This window comes from Streptomyces canus, from assembly GCF_030815415.1.
Taxonomy (GTDB): domain Bacteria; phylum Actinomycetota; class Actinomycetes; order Streptomycetales; family Streptomycetaceae; genus Streptomyces; species Streptomyces canus_F.
Genome location: NZ_JAUSWW010000001.1, coordinates 7,689,998 through 7,706,571, shown reverse-complemented (window position 1 = coordinate 7,706,571; position 16,574 = coordinate 7,689,998). Strand labels below are relative to the sequence as shown.

Below are 16,574 nucleotides of genomic sequence, written 5' to 3'. Positions count from 1 at the left end.
CGCGGCGGATGTCTCGGTCAGCCACGCGGTCGGTGCACCGGAAGAGATCCGGCCCAGCGCCTGCTTCCACGGTCCCGAGGGAATCCGGCCGCGCGCCCTCCTCCACGCTCTGGCGGTGCCTCATCCCTTCACCGCCCCCGCGCTGAAGCCGGTGATCAGCCACTTCTGGATGAAGGCGAACACGATCACCACGGGCACCGCCGCAATGATGCCGCCGGCGGCCAGCGCGCCGAGGTCGACGCTGTCCGCGCCCATCAGGGTGTTGAGGCCAACCGGGATCGTCTGCTTGTCCTGGTTGTTGAGGAACATCAGGGCGAACAGGAAGTGGTTCCAGGAGTGCACGAAGGCGAAGGAACCCACCGCGATCAGACCGGGCCGCAGCAGGGGCAGGACAACGATCCGGAACGCGGTGAAGCGGTTGCAGCCGTCGACCCAGGCCGCCTCCTCCAGGGAGTACGGCACGTTCTTGATGAAGTTGCTGATCAGGATGATCGACAGCGGCAGCTGGAAGACCGTCTCGGCGATGATGACACTGGTCAGCGAGTTGATCATCTGCAGTTCGGCGAAGATCTCGAACAGCGGCACCAGGAGCAGCGCGCCCGGCACGAACTGGGAGCACAGCAGGCCGAGCATGAAGGCCCGCTTGACCTTGAAGTTGAACCGGGCGAGGGCGTAGCCGCCGGCCAGCGCCACGAGGGTCGTCATCACCAGGGTGGCGACGCCGACGAGGACGCTGTTCTCGAAGTAGGTGCCGAACGACCGCTCCGTCCAGACCTTCTCGAAGTGGTCGAAGGTCATCGGCCACGGTACGAGCGAGGTCGAGCCGGACGGGCGGAGCGCGAAGAGCAGGATCCAGTAGAACGGGATCAGGGTGAAGACCAGATAGATCGACAGCGGCAGGTAGATGTGCCAGCGGGGGACCTCGTCCCAGGCACGCTGGTGCTTCTTCGGGCGCGGCGGTGCGGGATCCGCGGCCTGCGGGGCCGGGGCGACCGGGGTGGCTTCCTTGGTGATCACTTGTCGTCGCCTCCGAACTTGCTCAGGCGCAGATAGACCATCGAGCAGAAGAGCAGAATCACGAACGCCACCGTGGTCAGGGCCGATGCGTAGCCGAAGTTGTGGGCGTCGACACTGGTGTTGGCGATGTAGAGCGGGAGGGTCGTCGTCTCGCCCGCGGGTCCGCCGCCGGTGAGGGTGTAGAGCAGGTCGACGTTGTTGAACTCCCAGACCGCCCGCAACAGCGTGGACAGGATGATCGCGTCCTTCAGGTGCGGCAGCGTGATGTGCAGGAACTGCTTGAACCGGCTGGCCCCGTCGACCTCGGCGGCTTCGTAGAGGTCCTTCGAGACGGACTGGAGGTCGGCGAGGATGAGGATCGCGAAGAAGGGGACCCCGCGCCACAGGTCGGCGACGATCGCCGCCGGGAACACGGTGGAGGTGTCCGACAGCCAGCTCGTGCCGTAGGAGCCGATGCCCATGTCCGCGAGGTAACGGGTGATGCCCGTCTGGGAGTTGTAGAGCAGGACCCAGATCGCGGAGGTCAGCACACCGGAGACGGCCCACGGGGAGAAGACCATGGCGCGTCCCATGGCCCGGCCCACGAAGCTCTGGTTGACGATGAGCGCCAGCGCGAGACCGAAGAGCAGCTGGAGGCCGACCTCGACGAAGACCCACTTGGCGCTGAAGATCAACGTGTCCCAGAAGATCGGGTCCTCGGTGAAGGCGTGGACGAAGTTGTCGAAGCCCGCGTATCCGTTGCGCCAGGGCTTCGTGGGGTTGTAGTTCTGCAGGCTGTAGTAGAAGACGCTGATGACCGGGTAGGCGATGAAGCCCAGCATGAGCAGACCGGCCGGTGCGATCAGCAGATAGGGGAGCTTGCGTGGGGTGGCGGAGGCACGGCGCCGCCGGGGTGGCGCTGGCGGTTTCGCCACGGCTGCGGCTTGGGCCATGACTGTTCTCCGATCTCGGTACGTCTTGGTACGTCTTGCGGGAAGCGCTTTCTCTCTGGACATGCGGGTGCGCTGTGGTGCTGCTGCGGCTCAGCCGGCGTGCGGGTCGGTCGCCTTGCCCGGACGGGCCAGGAACTCGAAGTCGCAGCCGGTGTCGGCCTGCGTGATCTGCTCGTTGTAGAGCGCGCCGTAGCCTCGCTCGTAACGGACGGGCGGCGGCGTCCACTGCGCCCTGCGGCGCTCCAACTCCTCGTCGTCCACATGGAGATGGAGGGCGCGCGCCTCGACGTCCAGGGTGATCCGGTCACCGCTGCGGACGAGGGCGAGCGGTCCGCCGATGTACGACTCGGGCGCGACGTGCAGCACACACGCGCCGTAACTCGTGCCGCTCATCCGGGCGTCGGAGATCCGGACCATGTCCCGCACCCCCTGCTTGAGCAGGTGGTCGGGGATGGGCAGCATGCCGTACTCGGGCATGCCCGGACCGCCCTTGGGCCCGGCGTTGCGCAGCACCACCACGCTGTCGGCGGTGATGTTCAGCGACGGGTCGTTGATGGTCCGCTGCATGGTCTTGTAGTCGTCGAAGACGACCGCGGGACCGGTGTGCTTGAGCAGGTGCGGCTCGGCGGAGATGTGCTTGATGACCGCGCCGTCCGGACAGAGGTTGCCGCGCAGGACGGCGACACCGCCCTCGTCGGCGACCGGGTTCTCACGGGTGCGGATGACGTCGTCGTTGTGCACGACGGCACCTTGGAGCTGCTCCCCCAGCGTGCCGTTGACGGTCGGCCGGTCCAGGTGCAGCAGGTCGGTGATCCGGGTGAGGAAGGCGGGCAGACCGCCGGCGAAGTAGAAGTCCTCCATGAGGTACGTCTGTCCGCCGGGACGTACGTTCGCCAGCACCGGGACGGTACGGGCGATGCGGTCGAAGTCGTCGAGGCCGAGCTTGATCCCGGACCGACCGGCCATCGCGATCAGGTGGATCACCGCGTTGGTGGAGCCGCCCAGTCCGAGCACCGTGGTGACGGCGTCCTCGAAGGCCTGTCGGGTCAGGATCTCCGACGGCTTGAGGGCGGTCCAGGCGAGCTCCACGGCACGGCGCCCGGAGGCGGCGGCCATCCGCTCGTGCCCGGAGTCGACGGCCGGGATCGAGGAGGCGCCCGGCAGTGTCATGCCGAGGACCTCCGCCGCCGCGGTCATCGTGGACGCGGTGCCCATGGTCATGCAGTGACCGGGCGAACGCGCCAACCCGCCCTGGAGTTCGCGGAGTTCGCAGTCCGTCAGATTGCCCGCGCGATGCTCGTCCCAGTACTTCCACATGTCGGTGCCGGACCCGAGGGTCTCCCCGCGCCAGTGCCCCGGCAGCATCGGCCCCGCGGGCACGAAGAGCGACGGCACATCGGCCGAGGTGGCGCCCATGAGCAGCGCCGGCGTCGACTTGTCGCAGCCGCCGAGCAGCACCGCCGCGTCGATCGGGTACGACCGCAGCAGCTCCTCCGTCTCCATCGCGAGGAGGTTGCGGTAGAGCATCGGGGTCGGCTTCTGGTAGGTCTCCGAGAGGGTGGCGACCGGGAACTCGAGCGGGAATCCCCCGGCCTGCCACACGCCCCGCTTGACCGCCTCGGCGCGCTCGCGCAGATGGACATGGCAAGGGTTGATGTCGGACCAGGTGTTGAGGACGGCGATCACCGGGCGGCCCCGGTACTCCTCCGCCTCGTAACCCAGCTGGCGCATCCGGGCGTTGTGCGACCAGGTGCGCAACTGGCCCTCGGTGCCGTACCACTGGTGGCTCCGGAGCTCCTCGGGGCGTTTGCGTTCTCTGTCGGTCATATCGACCACCCGGCGGCTATCCCGGCGACCTCGGCCCGCTCGTCCTCGGGCAGCGTCCGGCTCGGCGGACGCACCTCGCGGCGGCACAGACCGAGGGAGGCGAGGGCCTCCTTGACGACCGTGACGTTGTTGGCGGAGCCGTTGGCGGCGCGGAGCTCCTCGAAGCGGCGGATCTGCTCCCAGACCTTCATGGCGGCCGGGTAGTCGCCGGACCGCAGCGCTTCGATCATGTTCAGCGAGACGGCCGGGGCGACGTTCACCAGTCCGGAGGTGAAACCGGTGGCGCCCGCGGAGAAGTACGAGGGGGCGTAGGGCTCGGCGAGGCCGGCCACCCACACGAAGCGTTCCAGGCCCGCGTCCCGGGCGAAGGCGGCGAATCTCGCCGCGTCCGGAACGGCGTACTTCACCCCGATGACGTTCGGGCAGACGTCGGCGAGTTCGGCGAGACGGGCACCGCCGAGCTGCGCGTTGCGGATGTACGGCACGACGCCCAGCTCGGGCACGGCCTCGGCGATGGCGCGGTGGTAGTCGACCCAGCCGCCCTGGGAGACGTACGGATGGACGGGCTGGTGGACCATCACCATCGCCGCGCCCAGCTCACGGGCGTGCTGCGCGGAGGCGACGGCGGTGGGCACGTCGTGGCCGACGCCGACGAGGATCACGGCACGGTCGCCGGCCTCGTCGATCGTCAACTCGGTGACGAGCTGGCGCTCTTGGGGGGTCAGGGCGTAGAACTCGCCGGTGTTCCCGTTGGGGGTGAGGGTCGTGACCCCACCGTCGAGGAGACGACGCAGCAGGGCCCGGTGGGTGTCCTGGTCGACGGTGCCGTCCTCGGCGAACGGTGTCACCGGGATCGCCACCACGTCGGCCAGGGCCGCCCGCTGGGTCTCGAACGTCGCTGTCATGCCTGACCGTCCTCTCCCTGGGCCTCGGACTCCGCGTCCGGGAAAGCCCGTTGCACGAACGACGCGATGTGCGCGTGAAGGGCGCGGGCCGCGCCGTCGGCGTCACCGTCGAGCGCGAGCCGCAGGATCTCCCGGTGCTCACCGGCCTCCCGCTCCCACGAGGGCGAGGCCGCCCAGGCGACGGCGGAGACGAGGGCCGCCTGGTCACGGACCTCGTCGAGCATCCGGCCGAGCAGCGGGTTGCCGCACGGCAGATACAGAGACCGGTGGAACTCCCGGTTGGCGAGGGAGCGTTCGGCGGTGTCGGTGGCCTGGTCGGCCCGGGTCAGCGCGTCACGGGCCTCGTCGAGGGAGGCGCCGCGCTTCACCGCCCGCTTCAGGGCCTCGGGCTCCAGGAGCAGCCGGACGTCGTAGACCTCGCGCGCCATGTCCGCGTCCACCATGCGCACCGTGACGCCCTTGTACTGGTTCATCACGACGAGACCGGTGCCGGCCAGGGTCTTGAGCGCCTCGCGCACCGGGGTCTTGGACACCCCGAACTGCGCGGCGAGCTCGGTCTCGACCAGAGCCTGCCCCGGCGTCAACTGGCCGGTGAGGATGCGGCGTTTGATCTCCTCGAGCACGTACTGCGTGCGGGAGGGGATCGGCGTGGGCACAGAGGTCATGCGCGCCTCTCGGATCTCGCGTATCGGATCTCACGTATCGCGTCTCATATATGACGTACGAAGTACGACGGGTTGAACGTAGGAGGGGGCCCGTGTTTCGTCAATGCTTCCGACAAAGGAAGTTGAGGTTGCCGATCGGAGAGTTCAGGCGGTGTACGTCTCTCCGACACGGGCGGCGGCGGTGGGAGCGCCGAAGACGGAGGCGGCGCGGGCGGTGGCGTTCTCTGGGGTGAGGGTGGGACCGACGTGAGTGAGAAGCAGCTGTCGGGCCCGCGCTGCTCGCGCCACGCCGCCGGCGTCCTCGGGCGTCAGATGAACCTGTTCGCCATCGCGATGCACATCGATGTCGGCCTCGCAGAGGAACAGGTCCGCTCCGCCCGCGAGACGCGGCAGTCCGTCGCAGGGCCCGGTGTCCCCGGAGTACGCCAGGGCCCGTCCGCCGCTCTCGGCTCGCAGTCCGTAGGCCTCGACGTCGTGCAGGACCTCGCGGGCGGTGAGCGTCAGATCGCCGTGCCGGACGGTGTGCCCGTCGTACAGCGGCCGGAAGTCGAAGGCACCGCCCAGGAACCCGGTGTCCGGTCGGCCGAAGAATCCGGCGAGGCGTGCGGCGCAGTCGCGCGGCGCGTACACCGGGATCGGCGCGGGGAGGGTGAGCCCGCCGTAGGCGAAGCCGTAGAACGCGGCCGTGAGGTCGGCGTAGTGGTCGGCGTGCAGATGCGAGATCCAGATCGCGCTCAGCCGCGTCGGGTCCGTGTGCCGCTGCAACTCGGCGAAGGTCCCGGTCCCGGCGTCCACCCACACCTCGGCACCGCCTCCCCGCACCAGATGACCGGAGCACGGGGTGTCCGGGCCGGGGTGCGGGGAGGCGGTGCCGAGAACGGTGAGGGTGAGAGACATGCGGGGAGCGTAGATCCGGGTGCCTGGCACACGCCTCTGATTAAGGCCGTTCGATCAAGGCCGTTCGATCAAGGCCGCTGCCACTCGGGATCCCGCCCGCTCAGCCCGACGGCCCGGTCGAGCAGCGGGTCGCCGTCCGGCACGGGGACCACGGGACCGAAGATGCCACCGCCTTGGTCGTCCTCCTTGGCGGCCGCGAGCAGGAAGTCGTACGACACCTGGAGCGCGGCGGGGTCCGGGTCGTACGGGAGGCCGGTGGCGCGGGCCAGGTCCCAGCCGTGGACGACGAGTTCGTCGATCGCGACCGCTCCGGCGACCTCGCCGGGCAGGTCGACGCCGCCCGCGCGGGTCATCCCGGTCCAGGCCGACGGGTGGCGCCAGGCGTCGGCGAGTTCGTCGAGGACCTTCGGCAGCTCCTCGCGCCAGCCGGGGCCGATATCCGGTACGGCGGAGGCGGGATCGGTGTTCGTCGTGGGGCCGAGGTCCTTGCGGGCGGCGTCACGGAAGGCGACGGACAGGCCCAGCAGGTGGCCCAGCAGATTGCGGACCGCCATCGCCGGACAGGGGGTCGGGTCCGTCAGCTGGTCGTCCCGGACGGCCTGGGCGAGGCGCGCCAGGGTGCGGGTCTGGGGGCCGAGCTCGAAAGTCATGCGTGCTCCTCCGGGATGGGTGCCCTTCAGGAGGTAGACCGACAGGCCTCCCGGAACTCATCGCCGTCCGCGGAAACGCATCTCCTTCCAGGGCATCTGCCCGATCCCCGCACCCCCTCCTCAGTCCCACGATCAACAGGCATGGCACCTCTTCGGACCGTCCTGCGCGACCGCGACGCAGGCCTCTACCTCACCGCCGTCGTCGTCTCCGGCTTCGGCACCTCCGCGCTCTGGCTGGCCTCGGGCGTCTGGGTCAAGGAGCTCACCGGCTCGGACGGCCTCGCCGCGCTGTGCCTGCTCGTCATGTGGTCGCCGACGCTGCTCGGCCCGTTCCTGGGCACCCTCGCCGACCGTATGCGGCGCAAACCGCTGCTGATCGGCGCGAACCTGCTTCTGGCCGCCCTGCTGCCCGCCCTCTTCACCGTCGACTCCGCCGATGGCCTCTGGCTTCTCTACGCGGTCCTCTTCGTCTACGGCGCGGCCGGCGTCGTCCATGACTCGGCCGAGTCCGCCCTGGTCGCCGCCGCCGTCGACCCGTCCCTGCTCGGCGCGTTCAACGGGCTGCGGACGGCGATCACGGAGGGCATGAAACTCGTGGCCCCGCTGGCGGGCGCGGGACTCTACTCCGCGTACGGCGGACCGGCCGTCGCCCTCCTCGACGCCCTCACCTTCGTGCTGGCCACGGTTCTGTACGCCACCCTCCGCGTCCGGGAGAGCGGGCTGAGGCCGTCGCGGCGCGCCCCGGCCGCCGAGGCCGTCCGCCATCTGCGGGCCCACCCGCTCCTGCGCCCCCTCGTCCTGGCCGGCGGCACCACCATGCTCTTCGCCGGTCTGAACGGTGCGATGCTCTACGCCGTCATCGACGACCTCGGGCACTCCCCCGCGTACGCCGGTGTCCTCTACGCCGTCCAGGGCGCCGGTTCCGTGGTGCTCGGGCTGCTCTCGGGACCCGGACTGCGGCTCCTGGGCGCCCGCCGGTTCGCGGCGTACGGCATCGCCCTGACGGCCGTCGCGACGGGGCTGCGGGCCGTGCCGTCCGATCCGGTGGCCCTCGCGTGCAGCGCGGCGAGCGGGGTGGGGCTGCCCTGTGTGCTGATCGCCGCGCTCACCGGCGTACAGCGCGAGACACCGGACGCACTGCTGGGCCGCACGGTCGCCACGGCCAACACGCTGGTGTTCGCACCGAACGTCCTCGGACTGGCCGCGGGGGCGGTCCTGGTCGAACTGGTCGACCAGAAGCCGCTGTTGGTCGTCCTGGGCGGGGTGTGGCTGCTGACGGCGGCGTGGCCGGCTCAGAGGCCGGCGAGCGCCGCGCGTACCAGCTTCAGATCCCCGTCCGACGCCAACCCCGCGTGATAGAGCCGCATCTCCGTGGCGCCCAGCTCCCGCGCGCGTGCCGCGTCCGTCGCGAGCGTGCCGGGGCTGCCGCCCATCCCGGAGACCACGCCGAAGTTGGCGGCAATCACCGCGTCCGTCCGGCCCTGCTCGGCGAACGGCGTCAGCAGGCCCGGTCCGCCCGCGCACGGCACGACCACGCCGTCCGCGACGGAGAGGATGTGCGCGGGGTCCACGCCGGGGTTCGCGCCGACGTGGTACGTCACCGGGTCGGCGTGCAGCAGGATCTGGAAACCGTCGGGAGCCGCCGCGCGCACCGCGCCGACCGCCGCCTCCTGGAGCGTGCGGGCGGTTTCGTCGCGCCACGCGCGCGTGGCCGCCGCCACCGAGGCACCGAGGAGCTTCTCGACCCCCATCCAGTCACCGTCGTCCGGCGCCCCCTGCCACAGCGGCTCCAGCGCGTCCCGTACCGCGGCGGCCAGTTCGTCGGCGTCCAGGCCTTGGGCGCCGTAGCCCTCCCGGCAGACCGCGCAGAAGCAGAGCGCCATCAGATACATGCCGGCGTCCCCGAGGCCGACCCCGCCCGTCTTGTCGTGGGCGTGCAGATGCTGGAGGCCGTACCAGCCGAGGGACTCCAGTTCGGTGCCGCGCGCGCCCGGGCGTACCGCGGCCTCGGCGGCCAGGTCGACGAGGTACGCGCGCGTGGCGGGCTGGGCGATACAGGGGGCCCACGGGTAGCGGTCGCCGTAGGCGTTGACGACCGAGGTGTCCGGATGTTCCGCGCCCAGGCGGGAGTTGTGGGCGAGGACCACCCAGGTGTGCACCTCCAGACCGGCCCGCGTCAGCGCGGCGGCCGCCTCGCCGAAGGCGTCGCCGGGCGCCCAGTCGCCGGCCGGGTACGGGCTCAGCTCCCGTCCCCGCCAGCGGTCGTCGGTGGGGTAGAGCACGGACGCGTGCTCGGCGGTCACGATGCGGTGGCGCGGGTGGCGGGGCGTCAACGCGCGCGTGGAGTGGTACGCGGAGGCGAGCGTCACCTGGCGCACGCCGAGGGCGGCGATGCGCGCGGCGGCCTCCGGGTCCCCGTTGACGTCCCAGGGGTAGACGAATATCGACGCCTTCACTTGGTGTCCTCCTCCAGCAGCGCGTACCCACGCTCGATGATCTGAGCGAGCTGCTTCACATGATCCTCGGTCGGCTCGTGCAGCGGCGGCCGCACCTCCCCCACGTCGAGCCCCCGCAGCCGTACACCAGCCTTGACCAGGGCGACGGCGTAACCGCGGCCCTGAGCGCGCAACTCGACGAACGGGCGGTAGAAGCCGTCCAGGAGACGGTTGACCATCCCCGAGTCGCCCGACTCCAGCGCCCGGTGGAAGGCGAGGGCGACCTCGGGGGCGAAGCAGAACACGGCGGAGGAGTAGAGCGGCACGCCGACCGCGCGGTAGGCGAGCTGGGTCTGTTCGGCGGTCGGCAGGCCGTTGAAGTAGAGGAAGTCGCCGGGGACCTCGGTGCGCACGGCGCTGACGATCCGCTGGACGAGGTCGAGGTCGCCGAGTCCGTCCTTGAGGCCGACGATCCCTTCGGTGCGGGCCAGTTCGACGACGGTCTCCGGTGTGAACACGGCGTTGTCGCGCTGGTAGACGACGACGGGCAGCGCGGTGGCCGCCGCGATCTCCTTGTAGTGCCGCAGCAGTCCCTCCTGCCCGGCGATCACGAGGTACGGCGGCAGCGCGAGCAGTCCGTCCGCGCCGGCCGCCTCGGCCAGCTTCGCGTACCGCACGGCGAGCGCGGTACCGTACCCGGCGCCCGCGACGACCGGCACCCTTCCGGCGGTCTCCTCCACGGCCGCCCGCACGCACGCCTCGAACTCCTCGGGCGTCAGTGCGTGGAACTCCCCGGTGCCGCAGCACGCGAAGACGGCGGCGGCCCCGGCCTCCACCCCGCGGCGCACATGCGCGCGGTAGACGTCGAGGTCGACCGAGCCGTCGGGCGCGTAGGCGGTGACGGGGAAGAACAGCGGCCCGCTGGGGATGCCGAGTCGGGTGGCGAGGTCGGCAGTCGTCACGGGCTCTCCCTGGGGTCGATGAACAGAGGTGTGCGGGATTCTGATCAGAGTTTACATTTCTGAACGTGCGTAGCGCCACCCTTGACGAGGAGTGGTGATGATCCTTAACTTGTCCACGAATGTGAATACTGAGCAGTCTTACGGTCGTCGACTCAAGGAGAACCGAGGATGGCAACGCCCCGCACCGTTCTGCTCACCGGCGCCGCCGGCGGGCTCGGCACCCTGATGCGGGACCTGCTTCCCGGGTACGGCTACGAGCTGCGCCTCCTCGACCTGCTCCCCATCGAGGGCGAACCGGACGCGATCGTCGCGGACCTCGCCGACAAGGACGCCGTGCGCGAGGCAGTCCGGGGCGTCGACGCGATCATCCACCTCGCGGGCATCTCCCTGGAAGCCTCCTTCGAGAAAATCCTCCGGGCGAACATCGAGGGCACCTACAACCTGTACGAGGCCGCCCGCGAGGAGGGCGTACCGAGGATCGTCTTCGCCTCCTCCAACCACGCGGTGGGCTTCACCCCCCGTCCCCAGGGCGACGCCCCCCTGATCCCGATCGACACCCCCCACCGCCCGGACACCTTCTACGGCCTGTCCAAGTCCTTCGGCGAGGACCTCGCCCAGTTCTACTGGGACAAGCACGCCCTGGAGACCGTGTCGGTACGCATCGGCTCCTGCTTCCCCGAGCCCAGCAGCGTCCGCATGCTCTCGGTGTGGATGAGCCCGGCCGACGGCGCCCGCCTCTTCCACGCGGCCCTGACCGCCGAGAACGTCCAGCACACCGTCGTCTACGGCTCCTCCGCCAACACCCGCCTGTGGTGGGACCTCAGCACCGCCCGGGCGATCGGCTACGACCCCCAGGACGACTCCGAGCAGTACGCCGAGAAGATCATCGCCGAGCAGGGCGATCTCGACCCGGAGAACATCGCCCACGCCTACCTGGGCGGCCACTTCGTGAGCGACCCGCCGATCTGGCCGTATTAAGTCGCACTTCCGAGGCGGGCGGGCACCGAACGGGCCCGCCCGCAGGCGTATCCGGGCAAGGGCGGCGGCGATCGACGTGGCACGCCGGCGCCACCCAAGGGGCGCGGGGAACTGCGCGACCAGCCACGACGAGCCCGCGGCCGCCACCCAGCCGCACCCTCCGAGCTCGTGGGCCCGCTCCGCCCGAACGGGCACACCCGGTCACTATCGCCGCCGTAACAGACCTGGTCACCGCCACCCACCCGCTGTAGAACTTCCTCCATAGGGCCCGAACGGGCAGCACCACCGGGGAAGGCGGGTGACGACATGACCGGCACCGCAGAGGACCGCCAGCGGCACATCGTGCAGGCCGCCCGCACCACAGGCGCCGTGGACGTCAACACCCTCGCCACCCAACTCGGCGTGGCAAAGGAAACCGTCCGCCGAGACCTCCGCGCCCTGGAGGACCACGGCCTGATCCGCCGCACCCACGGCGGCGCCTACCCCGTGGAGAGTGCCGGCTTCGAGACGACGCTCGCCTTCCGCGCCACCAGCCACGTCCCCGAGAAGCGCCGCATCGCCACCGCCGCGGCCGAACTGCTCGGGGACGCCGAGACGGTCTTCGTCGACGAGGGCTTCACCCCCCAGCTCATCGCCGAGGCCCTGCCCCGGGACCGTCCCCTGACCGTGGTCACCGCGTCCCTCCCGGTCGCGGGCGCCCTCGCCGAGGCGGACAGCGTCTCGGTCCTGCTGCTCGGGGGCCGGGTCCGCTCCGGCACCCTGGCCACCGTCGACCACTGGACGACGAAGATGCTCGCCGGCTTCGTCCTCGACCTCGCCTACATCGGCGCCAACGGCATCTCCCGCGAACACGGCCTCACCACCCCCGACCCCGCGGTCAGCGAGGTCAAGGCACAGGCGATCCGGGCCGCGCGCCGCACGGTGTTCGCGGGCGTCCACACCAAGTTCGGGGCGGTCAGCTTCTGCCGGTTCGCGGAGATCGGCGCGCTGGAGACGATCGTCACGAGCACCCTGCTCCCCACGTCCGAGGCCCACCGCTACTCACTGCTCGGGCCCCAGGTCATCCGCGTCTGAAAAACCAACTCACCGCTCAATACGGCACGCCACACCTTGCCGTGCCCTTTATCTCCCCATAAGTCCAGGAGCGATCCATGCGAACCCAGAGCCGACGACGGCCACCGCGAGCCACGCTCGCCCTGGCCGCCGCAGGGACGCTGCTCACCCCGCTGCTCTCCGGCTGCTGGGTCGGAGCCGGCGGGGCGGGGGCGGGCGGCGACTCGATCAACGTCCTCATGGTCAACAACCCCCAGATGACCGAGTTGCAGAAACTCGCCCCCCGCTTCACCGAAGAGACCGGCATCAAGGTCAACTTCACCGTCCTGCCCGAGAACGACGTCCGCGACAAGATCAGCCAGGACTTCGCCAACCAGGCCGGCCAGTACGACGTCGCCACCCTCTCCAACTACGAGATCCCGATCTACGCCCGCAACGGCTGGCTGCACGAGATGGACTCCTACGTCGCCAAGGACCCGGCATACGACGAACAGGACGTCCTCAAGCCGATGCGCCAGTCCCTGACCGGCGACGACGGCAAGCTCTACGGCCAGCCCTTCTACGGCGAGTCCTCCTTCCTGATGTACCGCAAGGACGTCTTCGCGAAGGCGGGCCTGACGATGCCGGCCCACCCCACCTGGACCCAGGTGGCCGACCTGGCCGCGAAGGCGGACGGCGCCGAGTCCGGCATGAAGGGCATCTGTCTGCGCGGACTGCCGGGCTGGGGCGAGGTGATGGCGCCCCTGACGACCGTCGTGAACACCTTCGGCGGCACCTGGTTCGACCAGAACTGGAAGGCCCGGCTCGACTCCCCCGAGTGGGAGAAGGCGACCAAGTTCTATGTCGACCTCGTCCGTGAGCACGGCGAGTCGGGAGCACCGCAGTCCGGCTTCGCCGAGTGCCTGAACAACATGACCCAGGGCAAGGTCGCCATGTGGTACGACGCCACGAGCGCCGCCGGCTCCCTGGAGGCGAACGACTCCCCCGTCAAGGGCAAGATCGGCTACGCCCCCGCCCCCGTCGAGGAGACGCAGTCCTCCGGCTGGCTCTACACCTGGGCCTGGGGCATCCAGGACGCCTCCCGCAACCCCGACAAGGCCTGGAAGTTCGTGTCCTGGGCCTCCGGCAAACAGTACGAACAGCTGGTCGGCGACCAGATCGGCTGGTCCAACGTCCCGGCCGGCAAGCGCGCGTCGACGTACACGAATCCGGCGTACGTCAAAGAGGCCGCCGCCTTCCAGGAGATGACCAAGGAGGCCATCGAAGGCGCGCGGCCCAACGACCCGGGGGTGCAGCCGCGTCCCGCGCCCGGCATCCAGTTCGTCGGCATCCCCGAGTTCACCGATCTCGGCACCAAGGTCTCCCAGGAGATCAGCGCGGCCATCGCCGGACGCCAGTCCGTCGAGTCGGCGCTGAAGAAGTCCCAGCGGCTCGCCGAGAAGATCTCCGAGGAGTACGAGGGACGATGACAGCGACGACAACGGCTCCGATAGCCGCCACTCCCGTACGCACCACCCGTCAGCCGTCGGCCCGTCTGCGCAACTGGGCCACCCGGGCCCCGCTCCTGCCCGCCCTGATCTTCATGATCGTGGTCACCCAGCTCCCGTTCGTGGCCACGCTGGTGATCTCGTTCTTCGACTGGAACGCCCTGTACCCGAAGGCCCGGCACTTCACCGGCCTCGACAACTACCAACAGGTCCTGACCGACGAGGCCCTGCGCCGCTCGGTGTGGACGACGGTCCTGCTGACGGCCACCGTGGTGCTGGTCAGCCTGGTGCTCGGCCTGGCTCTGGCACTGCTCCTCGACCGGAAGTTCCGGGGCCGTGGCGTGGTCCGCACCCTCCTCATCGCCCCCTTCCTGGTGGTCCCCGTGGCCGCGGCACTGCTCTGGAAGCATGTGCTCTACAACCCTGAATACGGTCTGCTCAATGGGCTGTTGCACTATGTGGGCGGCCCACAGCCCGACTGGATCTCCACCACCCCGCTGCTCGCCGTCGAAGCTTCTCTCGTCTGGCAGTGGACGCCGTTCATGATGCTGATCCTGCTGGCCGGCCTGCAGAGCCGCGACCAGCAGCAGATGGAGGCGGCGAAGGTGGACGGCGCCAGCGAGTGGCAGATGTTCCGCTACCTGACCCTCCCGCACCTGCGCCGCTACCTCGAACTCGGCGCTCTGCTGGGCTCGATCTACATCGTCCAGAACTTCGACGCGATCTTCACGATCACGTCGGGCGGCCTCGGCACCGCCAACCTCCCCTACACCGTCTACCAGAGCTTCTACCAGGCCCACGAGAACGGCCTCGCCTCGGCCGCGGGCGTCCTGGTGGTCATCGGCTCGATCATCATCGCGACCTTCGCCCTGCGCGTGGTGTCGTCCCTGTTCCGTGAGGAGGCGGGTCGGGCATGAGTGCAACGACCGTACGCCGTAAGGGCGTTGGCCTGGGCCTGCTGGCCTGGTTCCTGGGAGTGGCGTTCTTCCTCCCCATCGCATGGATGGCCCTGACGTCCTTCCACTCGGAGACGGACGCGGCGACGAATCCCCCCTCCTTCGGAGCCGCCCTCACCCTGGACGGCTACCGCGAGTTCTTCGGTACGGGCGGCGGCGCCAGCCCCTGGCCCTCGCTGATCAACTCGACGGTGGCGTCGCTGGCGTCGACGGCCTTCGTCCTGCTCCTGGCGCTCCCGGCGGCGTACGCGCTGTCGATCCGCCCGGTGAAGAAGTGGACGGACGTCCTGTTCTTCTTCCTGTCGACGAAGATGCTGCCGGTGGTGGCGGGGCTGCTGCCCATCTACCTGTTCGCCAAGAACACGGACATGCTCGACAACATCTGGCTGCTGGTCATCCTCTACACCTCCATGAACCTGCCGATCGCGGTCTGGATGATGCAGTCGTTCCTGGCCGAGGTGCCGGTGGCGATCATCGAGGCGGCCAGGGTGGACGGCGCGCGGCTCCCGACGATCCTGGCGCGCGTGGTCGCCCCGATCGCCCTCCCGGGAATCGCCGCGACAGCGCTGATCTGCTTCATCTTCAGCTGGAACGAGCTGCTGTTCGCGAGGGTCCTGACCGGCGTGGTGGCGGAGACCGCCCCCGTCTTCCTGACCGGCTTCATCACCAGCCAGGGCCTGTTCCTGGCGAAGGTGTGCGCCGCGTCGCTCGTCATCTCCCTGCCGGTGCTCGCCGCGGGGTTCGCCGCCCAGGACAAGCTGGTCCAGGGTCTGTCGTTGGGAGCCGTGAAATGAAGGCCGCCGTCATCGAGTCCGTGGGCCGTGCCGTCGTCGCCGAGGTCCCGGACCCGACGCCGGGTCCGCGCGAGGTCGTCGTCGAGGTCGCCGCGTGCGGTCTGTGCGGTACCGACCTGCACATCCTCCAGGGCGAGTTCGCGCCGAAGCTGCCGATCGTGCCGGGGCACGAGTTCGCGGGCGAGGTGGTGGGGGTGGGTACCCAGGTCACGGAGGTCGCGGTCGGCGACCGGGTAGCGGTCGATCCCTCGCTGTACTGCTACGAGTGCCGGTACTGCCGTACGGGCCACAACAACCTCTGCGCACGGTGGGCCGCGATCGGTGTGACCACGGCAGGAGGCGCGGCGCAGTACGCGGTGGCCCCGGTGGCGAACTGCGTGAAGCTGCCCGAACATGTCCGCACGCAGGACGCGGCCCTGGTGGAACCGCTGTCGTGCGCGGTACGCGGCTACGACGTCCTGCGGTCCCGCCTCGGCGCCCACGTCCTGATCTACGGCTCCGGAACCATGGGGCTGATGATGCTGGAGCTGGCGAAGCGGACCGGTGCGGCGAGCGTGGACGTGGTGGATGTGAACCCGGCCCGCCTGGAGACGGCCCGCCGGCTGGGCGTCTCGTCCTCGGCGGCGAACGCGGACGAGCTCGAGCGCCCGCAGGGCTGGGACGTGGTCGTCGACGCGACGGGCAACGCGGCGGCGATCCAGGACGGGCTGGAGCGGGTGGCCAAGGCGGGCACATTCCTCCAGTTCGGCGTGGCCGACTACGCGACGCGCGTCACGATCGACCCGTACCGCATCTACAACCAGGAGATCACCATCACCGGCTCGATGGCGGTCCTGCACAGCTTCGAACGCGCGGCGGAACTCTTCGCGAACGGCGTCCTCGACCCCGAGATCTTCATCAGCGACCGCATCCCCCTGGACCGGTACCCGGAGGCACTGAGCCAGTTCGCGGCGGGCGTGGGCAGGAAGATCGTGGTGGTGCCGTAGCCCCTACCCGTCCCCGCCCCAGGGGCGTGC

Annotated in this window: 16 protein-coding genes; 7 read left to right on the top strand and 9 right to left on the bottom strand. The window is 70.0% G+C overall.

Features of this window, described 5'->3' with window-relative positions:
- Positions 1-120 precede the first annotated feature (120 nt).
- From QF037_RS35635 to QF037_RS35605, 7 genes are all read right to left on the bottom strand, one after another.
- A complete protein-coding gene (locus QF037_RS35635; protein WP_307032365.1) occupies positions 121-1,017 on the bottom strand; it encodes a carbohydrate ABC transporter permease in 897 nt (298 codons plus the stop codon).
- Positions 1,014-1,949, bottom strand: coding sequence for a carbohydrate ABC transporter permease (locus QF037_RS35630; protein WP_307032363.1), 936 nt, complete (start codon positions 1,947-1,949; stop codon positions 1,014-1,016). The genes QF037_RS35635 and QF037_RS35630 overlap by 4 nt, the downstream gene beginning before the upstream one ends.
- 90 nt (positions 1,950-2,039) lie before the next feature.
- Positions 2,040-3,776 carry an L-arabinonate dehydratase gene (gene araD, locus QF037_RS35625; protein WP_307032361.1) on the bottom strand — a complete coding sequence of 579 codons (1,737 nt, stop codon included), beginning with the start codon at positions 3,774-3,776 and terminating at the stop codon, positions 2,040-2,042.
- On the bottom strand, positions 3,773-4,681 hold the full coding sequence (locus QF037_RS35620; protein ID WP_307032359.1) for a dihydrodipicolinate synthase family protein: 909 nt from the start codon (positions 4,679-4,681) through the stop codon (positions 3,773-3,775). The genes araD and QF037_RS35620 overlap by 4 nt, the downstream gene beginning before the upstream one ends.
- On the bottom strand, positions 4,678-5,346 hold the full coding sequence (locus tag QF037_RS35615) for a GntR family transcriptional regulator (RefSeq protein WP_046257634.1): 669 nt from the start codon (positions 5,344-5,346) through the stop codon (positions 4,678-4,680). The genes QF037_RS35620 and QF037_RS35615 overlap by 4 nt, the downstream gene beginning before the upstream one ends.
- A gap of 144 nt (positions 5,347-5,490) precedes the next feature.
- Positions 5,491-6,243, bottom strand: coding sequence for an MBL fold metallo-hydrolase (locus tag QF037_RS35610; protein ID WP_307032357.1), 753 nt, complete (start codon positions 6,241-6,243; stop codon positions 5,491-5,493).
- 68 nt (positions 6,244-6,311) lie between these two features.
- Positions 6,312-6,893: a TIGR03086 family metal-binding protein gene (locus QF037_RS35605; protein WP_307032355.1), complete on the bottom strand. Its 582-nt coding sequence runs from the start codon at positions 6,891-6,893 to the stop codon at positions 6,312-6,314.
- Between the two features lie 141 nt (positions 6,894-7,034).
- Between QF037_RS35605 and QF037_RS35600 the strand changes: the two genes are divergently transcribed.
- Positions 7,035-8,249, top strand: coding sequence for an MFS transporter (locus QF037_RS35600; RefSeq protein WP_307032353.1), 1,215 nt, complete (start codon positions 7,035-7,037; stop codon positions 8,247-8,249).
- On the opposite strand, the gene QF037_RS35595 is transcribed toward QF037_RS35600, so the two are convergent.
- Positions 8,186-9,349, bottom strand: a complete 1,164-nt coding sequence (locus tag QF037_RS35595; RefSeq protein WP_307032351.1) for a hypothetical protein — start codon at positions 9,347-9,349, stop codon at positions 8,186-8,188. The two genes, QF037_RS35600 and QF037_RS35595, sit on opposite strands and share 64 nt — an antisense overlap.
- Positions 9,346-10,290 carry a 5-dehydro-4-deoxyglucarate dehydratase gene (locus tag QF037_RS35590; protein WP_307032349.1) on the bottom strand — a complete coding sequence of 315 codons (945 nt, stop codon included), beginning with the start codon at positions 10,288-10,290 and terminating at the stop codon, positions 9,346-9,348. The genes QF037_RS35595 and QF037_RS35590 overlap by 4 nt, the downstream gene beginning before the upstream one ends.
- 168 nt (positions 10,291-10,458) lie before the next feature.
- On the opposite strand from QF037_RS35590, the gene QF037_RS35585 reads away from it, so the two are divergent.
- The 6 genes from QF037_RS35585 to QF037_RS35560 all read left to right on the top strand — a co-directional run bounded on the left by QF037_RS35585 (position 10,459) and on the right by QF037_RS35560 (position 16,544).
- Entirely contained in the window at positions 10,459-11,268 is an 810-nt protein-coding gene (locus QF037_RS35585) for an NAD-dependent epimerase/dehydratase family protein (protein WP_307032348.1), read from the top strand.
- A 306-nt stretch (positions 11,269-11,574) separates the two neighbouring features.
- Positions 11,575-12,342: a DeoR/GlpR family DNA-binding transcription regulator gene (locus QF037_RS35580; RefSeq protein WP_307032346.1), complete on the top strand. Its 768-nt coding sequence runs from the start codon at positions 11,575-11,577 to the stop codon at positions 12,340-12,342.
- 77 nt (positions 12,343-12,419) lie between these two features.
- Complete coding sequence (locus QF037_RS35575) at positions 12,420-13,790, top strand: ABC transporter substrate-binding protein (RefSeq protein WP_307032344.1); 1,371 nt, start codon at positions 12,420-12,422, stop codon at positions 13,788-13,790.
- Positions 13,787-14,725 carry a carbohydrate ABC transporter permease gene (locus tag QF037_RS35570; protein ID WP_307032341.1) on the top strand — a complete coding sequence of 313 codons (939 nt, stop codon included), beginning with the start codon at positions 13,787-13,789 and terminating at the stop codon, positions 14,723-14,725. Before QF037_RS35575 ends, QF037_RS35570 begins: the two co-directional genes overlap by 4 nt.
- Entirely contained in the window at positions 14,722-15,558 is an 837-nt protein-coding gene (locus QF037_RS35565; RefSeq protein WP_307032339.1) for a carbohydrate ABC transporter permease, read from the top strand. The genes QF037_RS35570 and QF037_RS35565 overlap by 4 nt, the downstream gene beginning before the upstream one ends.
- Positions 15,555-16,544, top strand: a complete 990-nt coding sequence (locus tag QF037_RS35560; protein ID WP_307032337.1) for a zinc-dependent alcohol dehydrogenase family protein — start codon at positions 15,555-15,557, stop codon at positions 16,542-16,544. Before QF037_RS35565 ends, QF037_RS35560 begins: the two co-directional genes overlap by 4 nt.
- Positions 16,545-16,574: the final 30 nt, after the last annotated feature.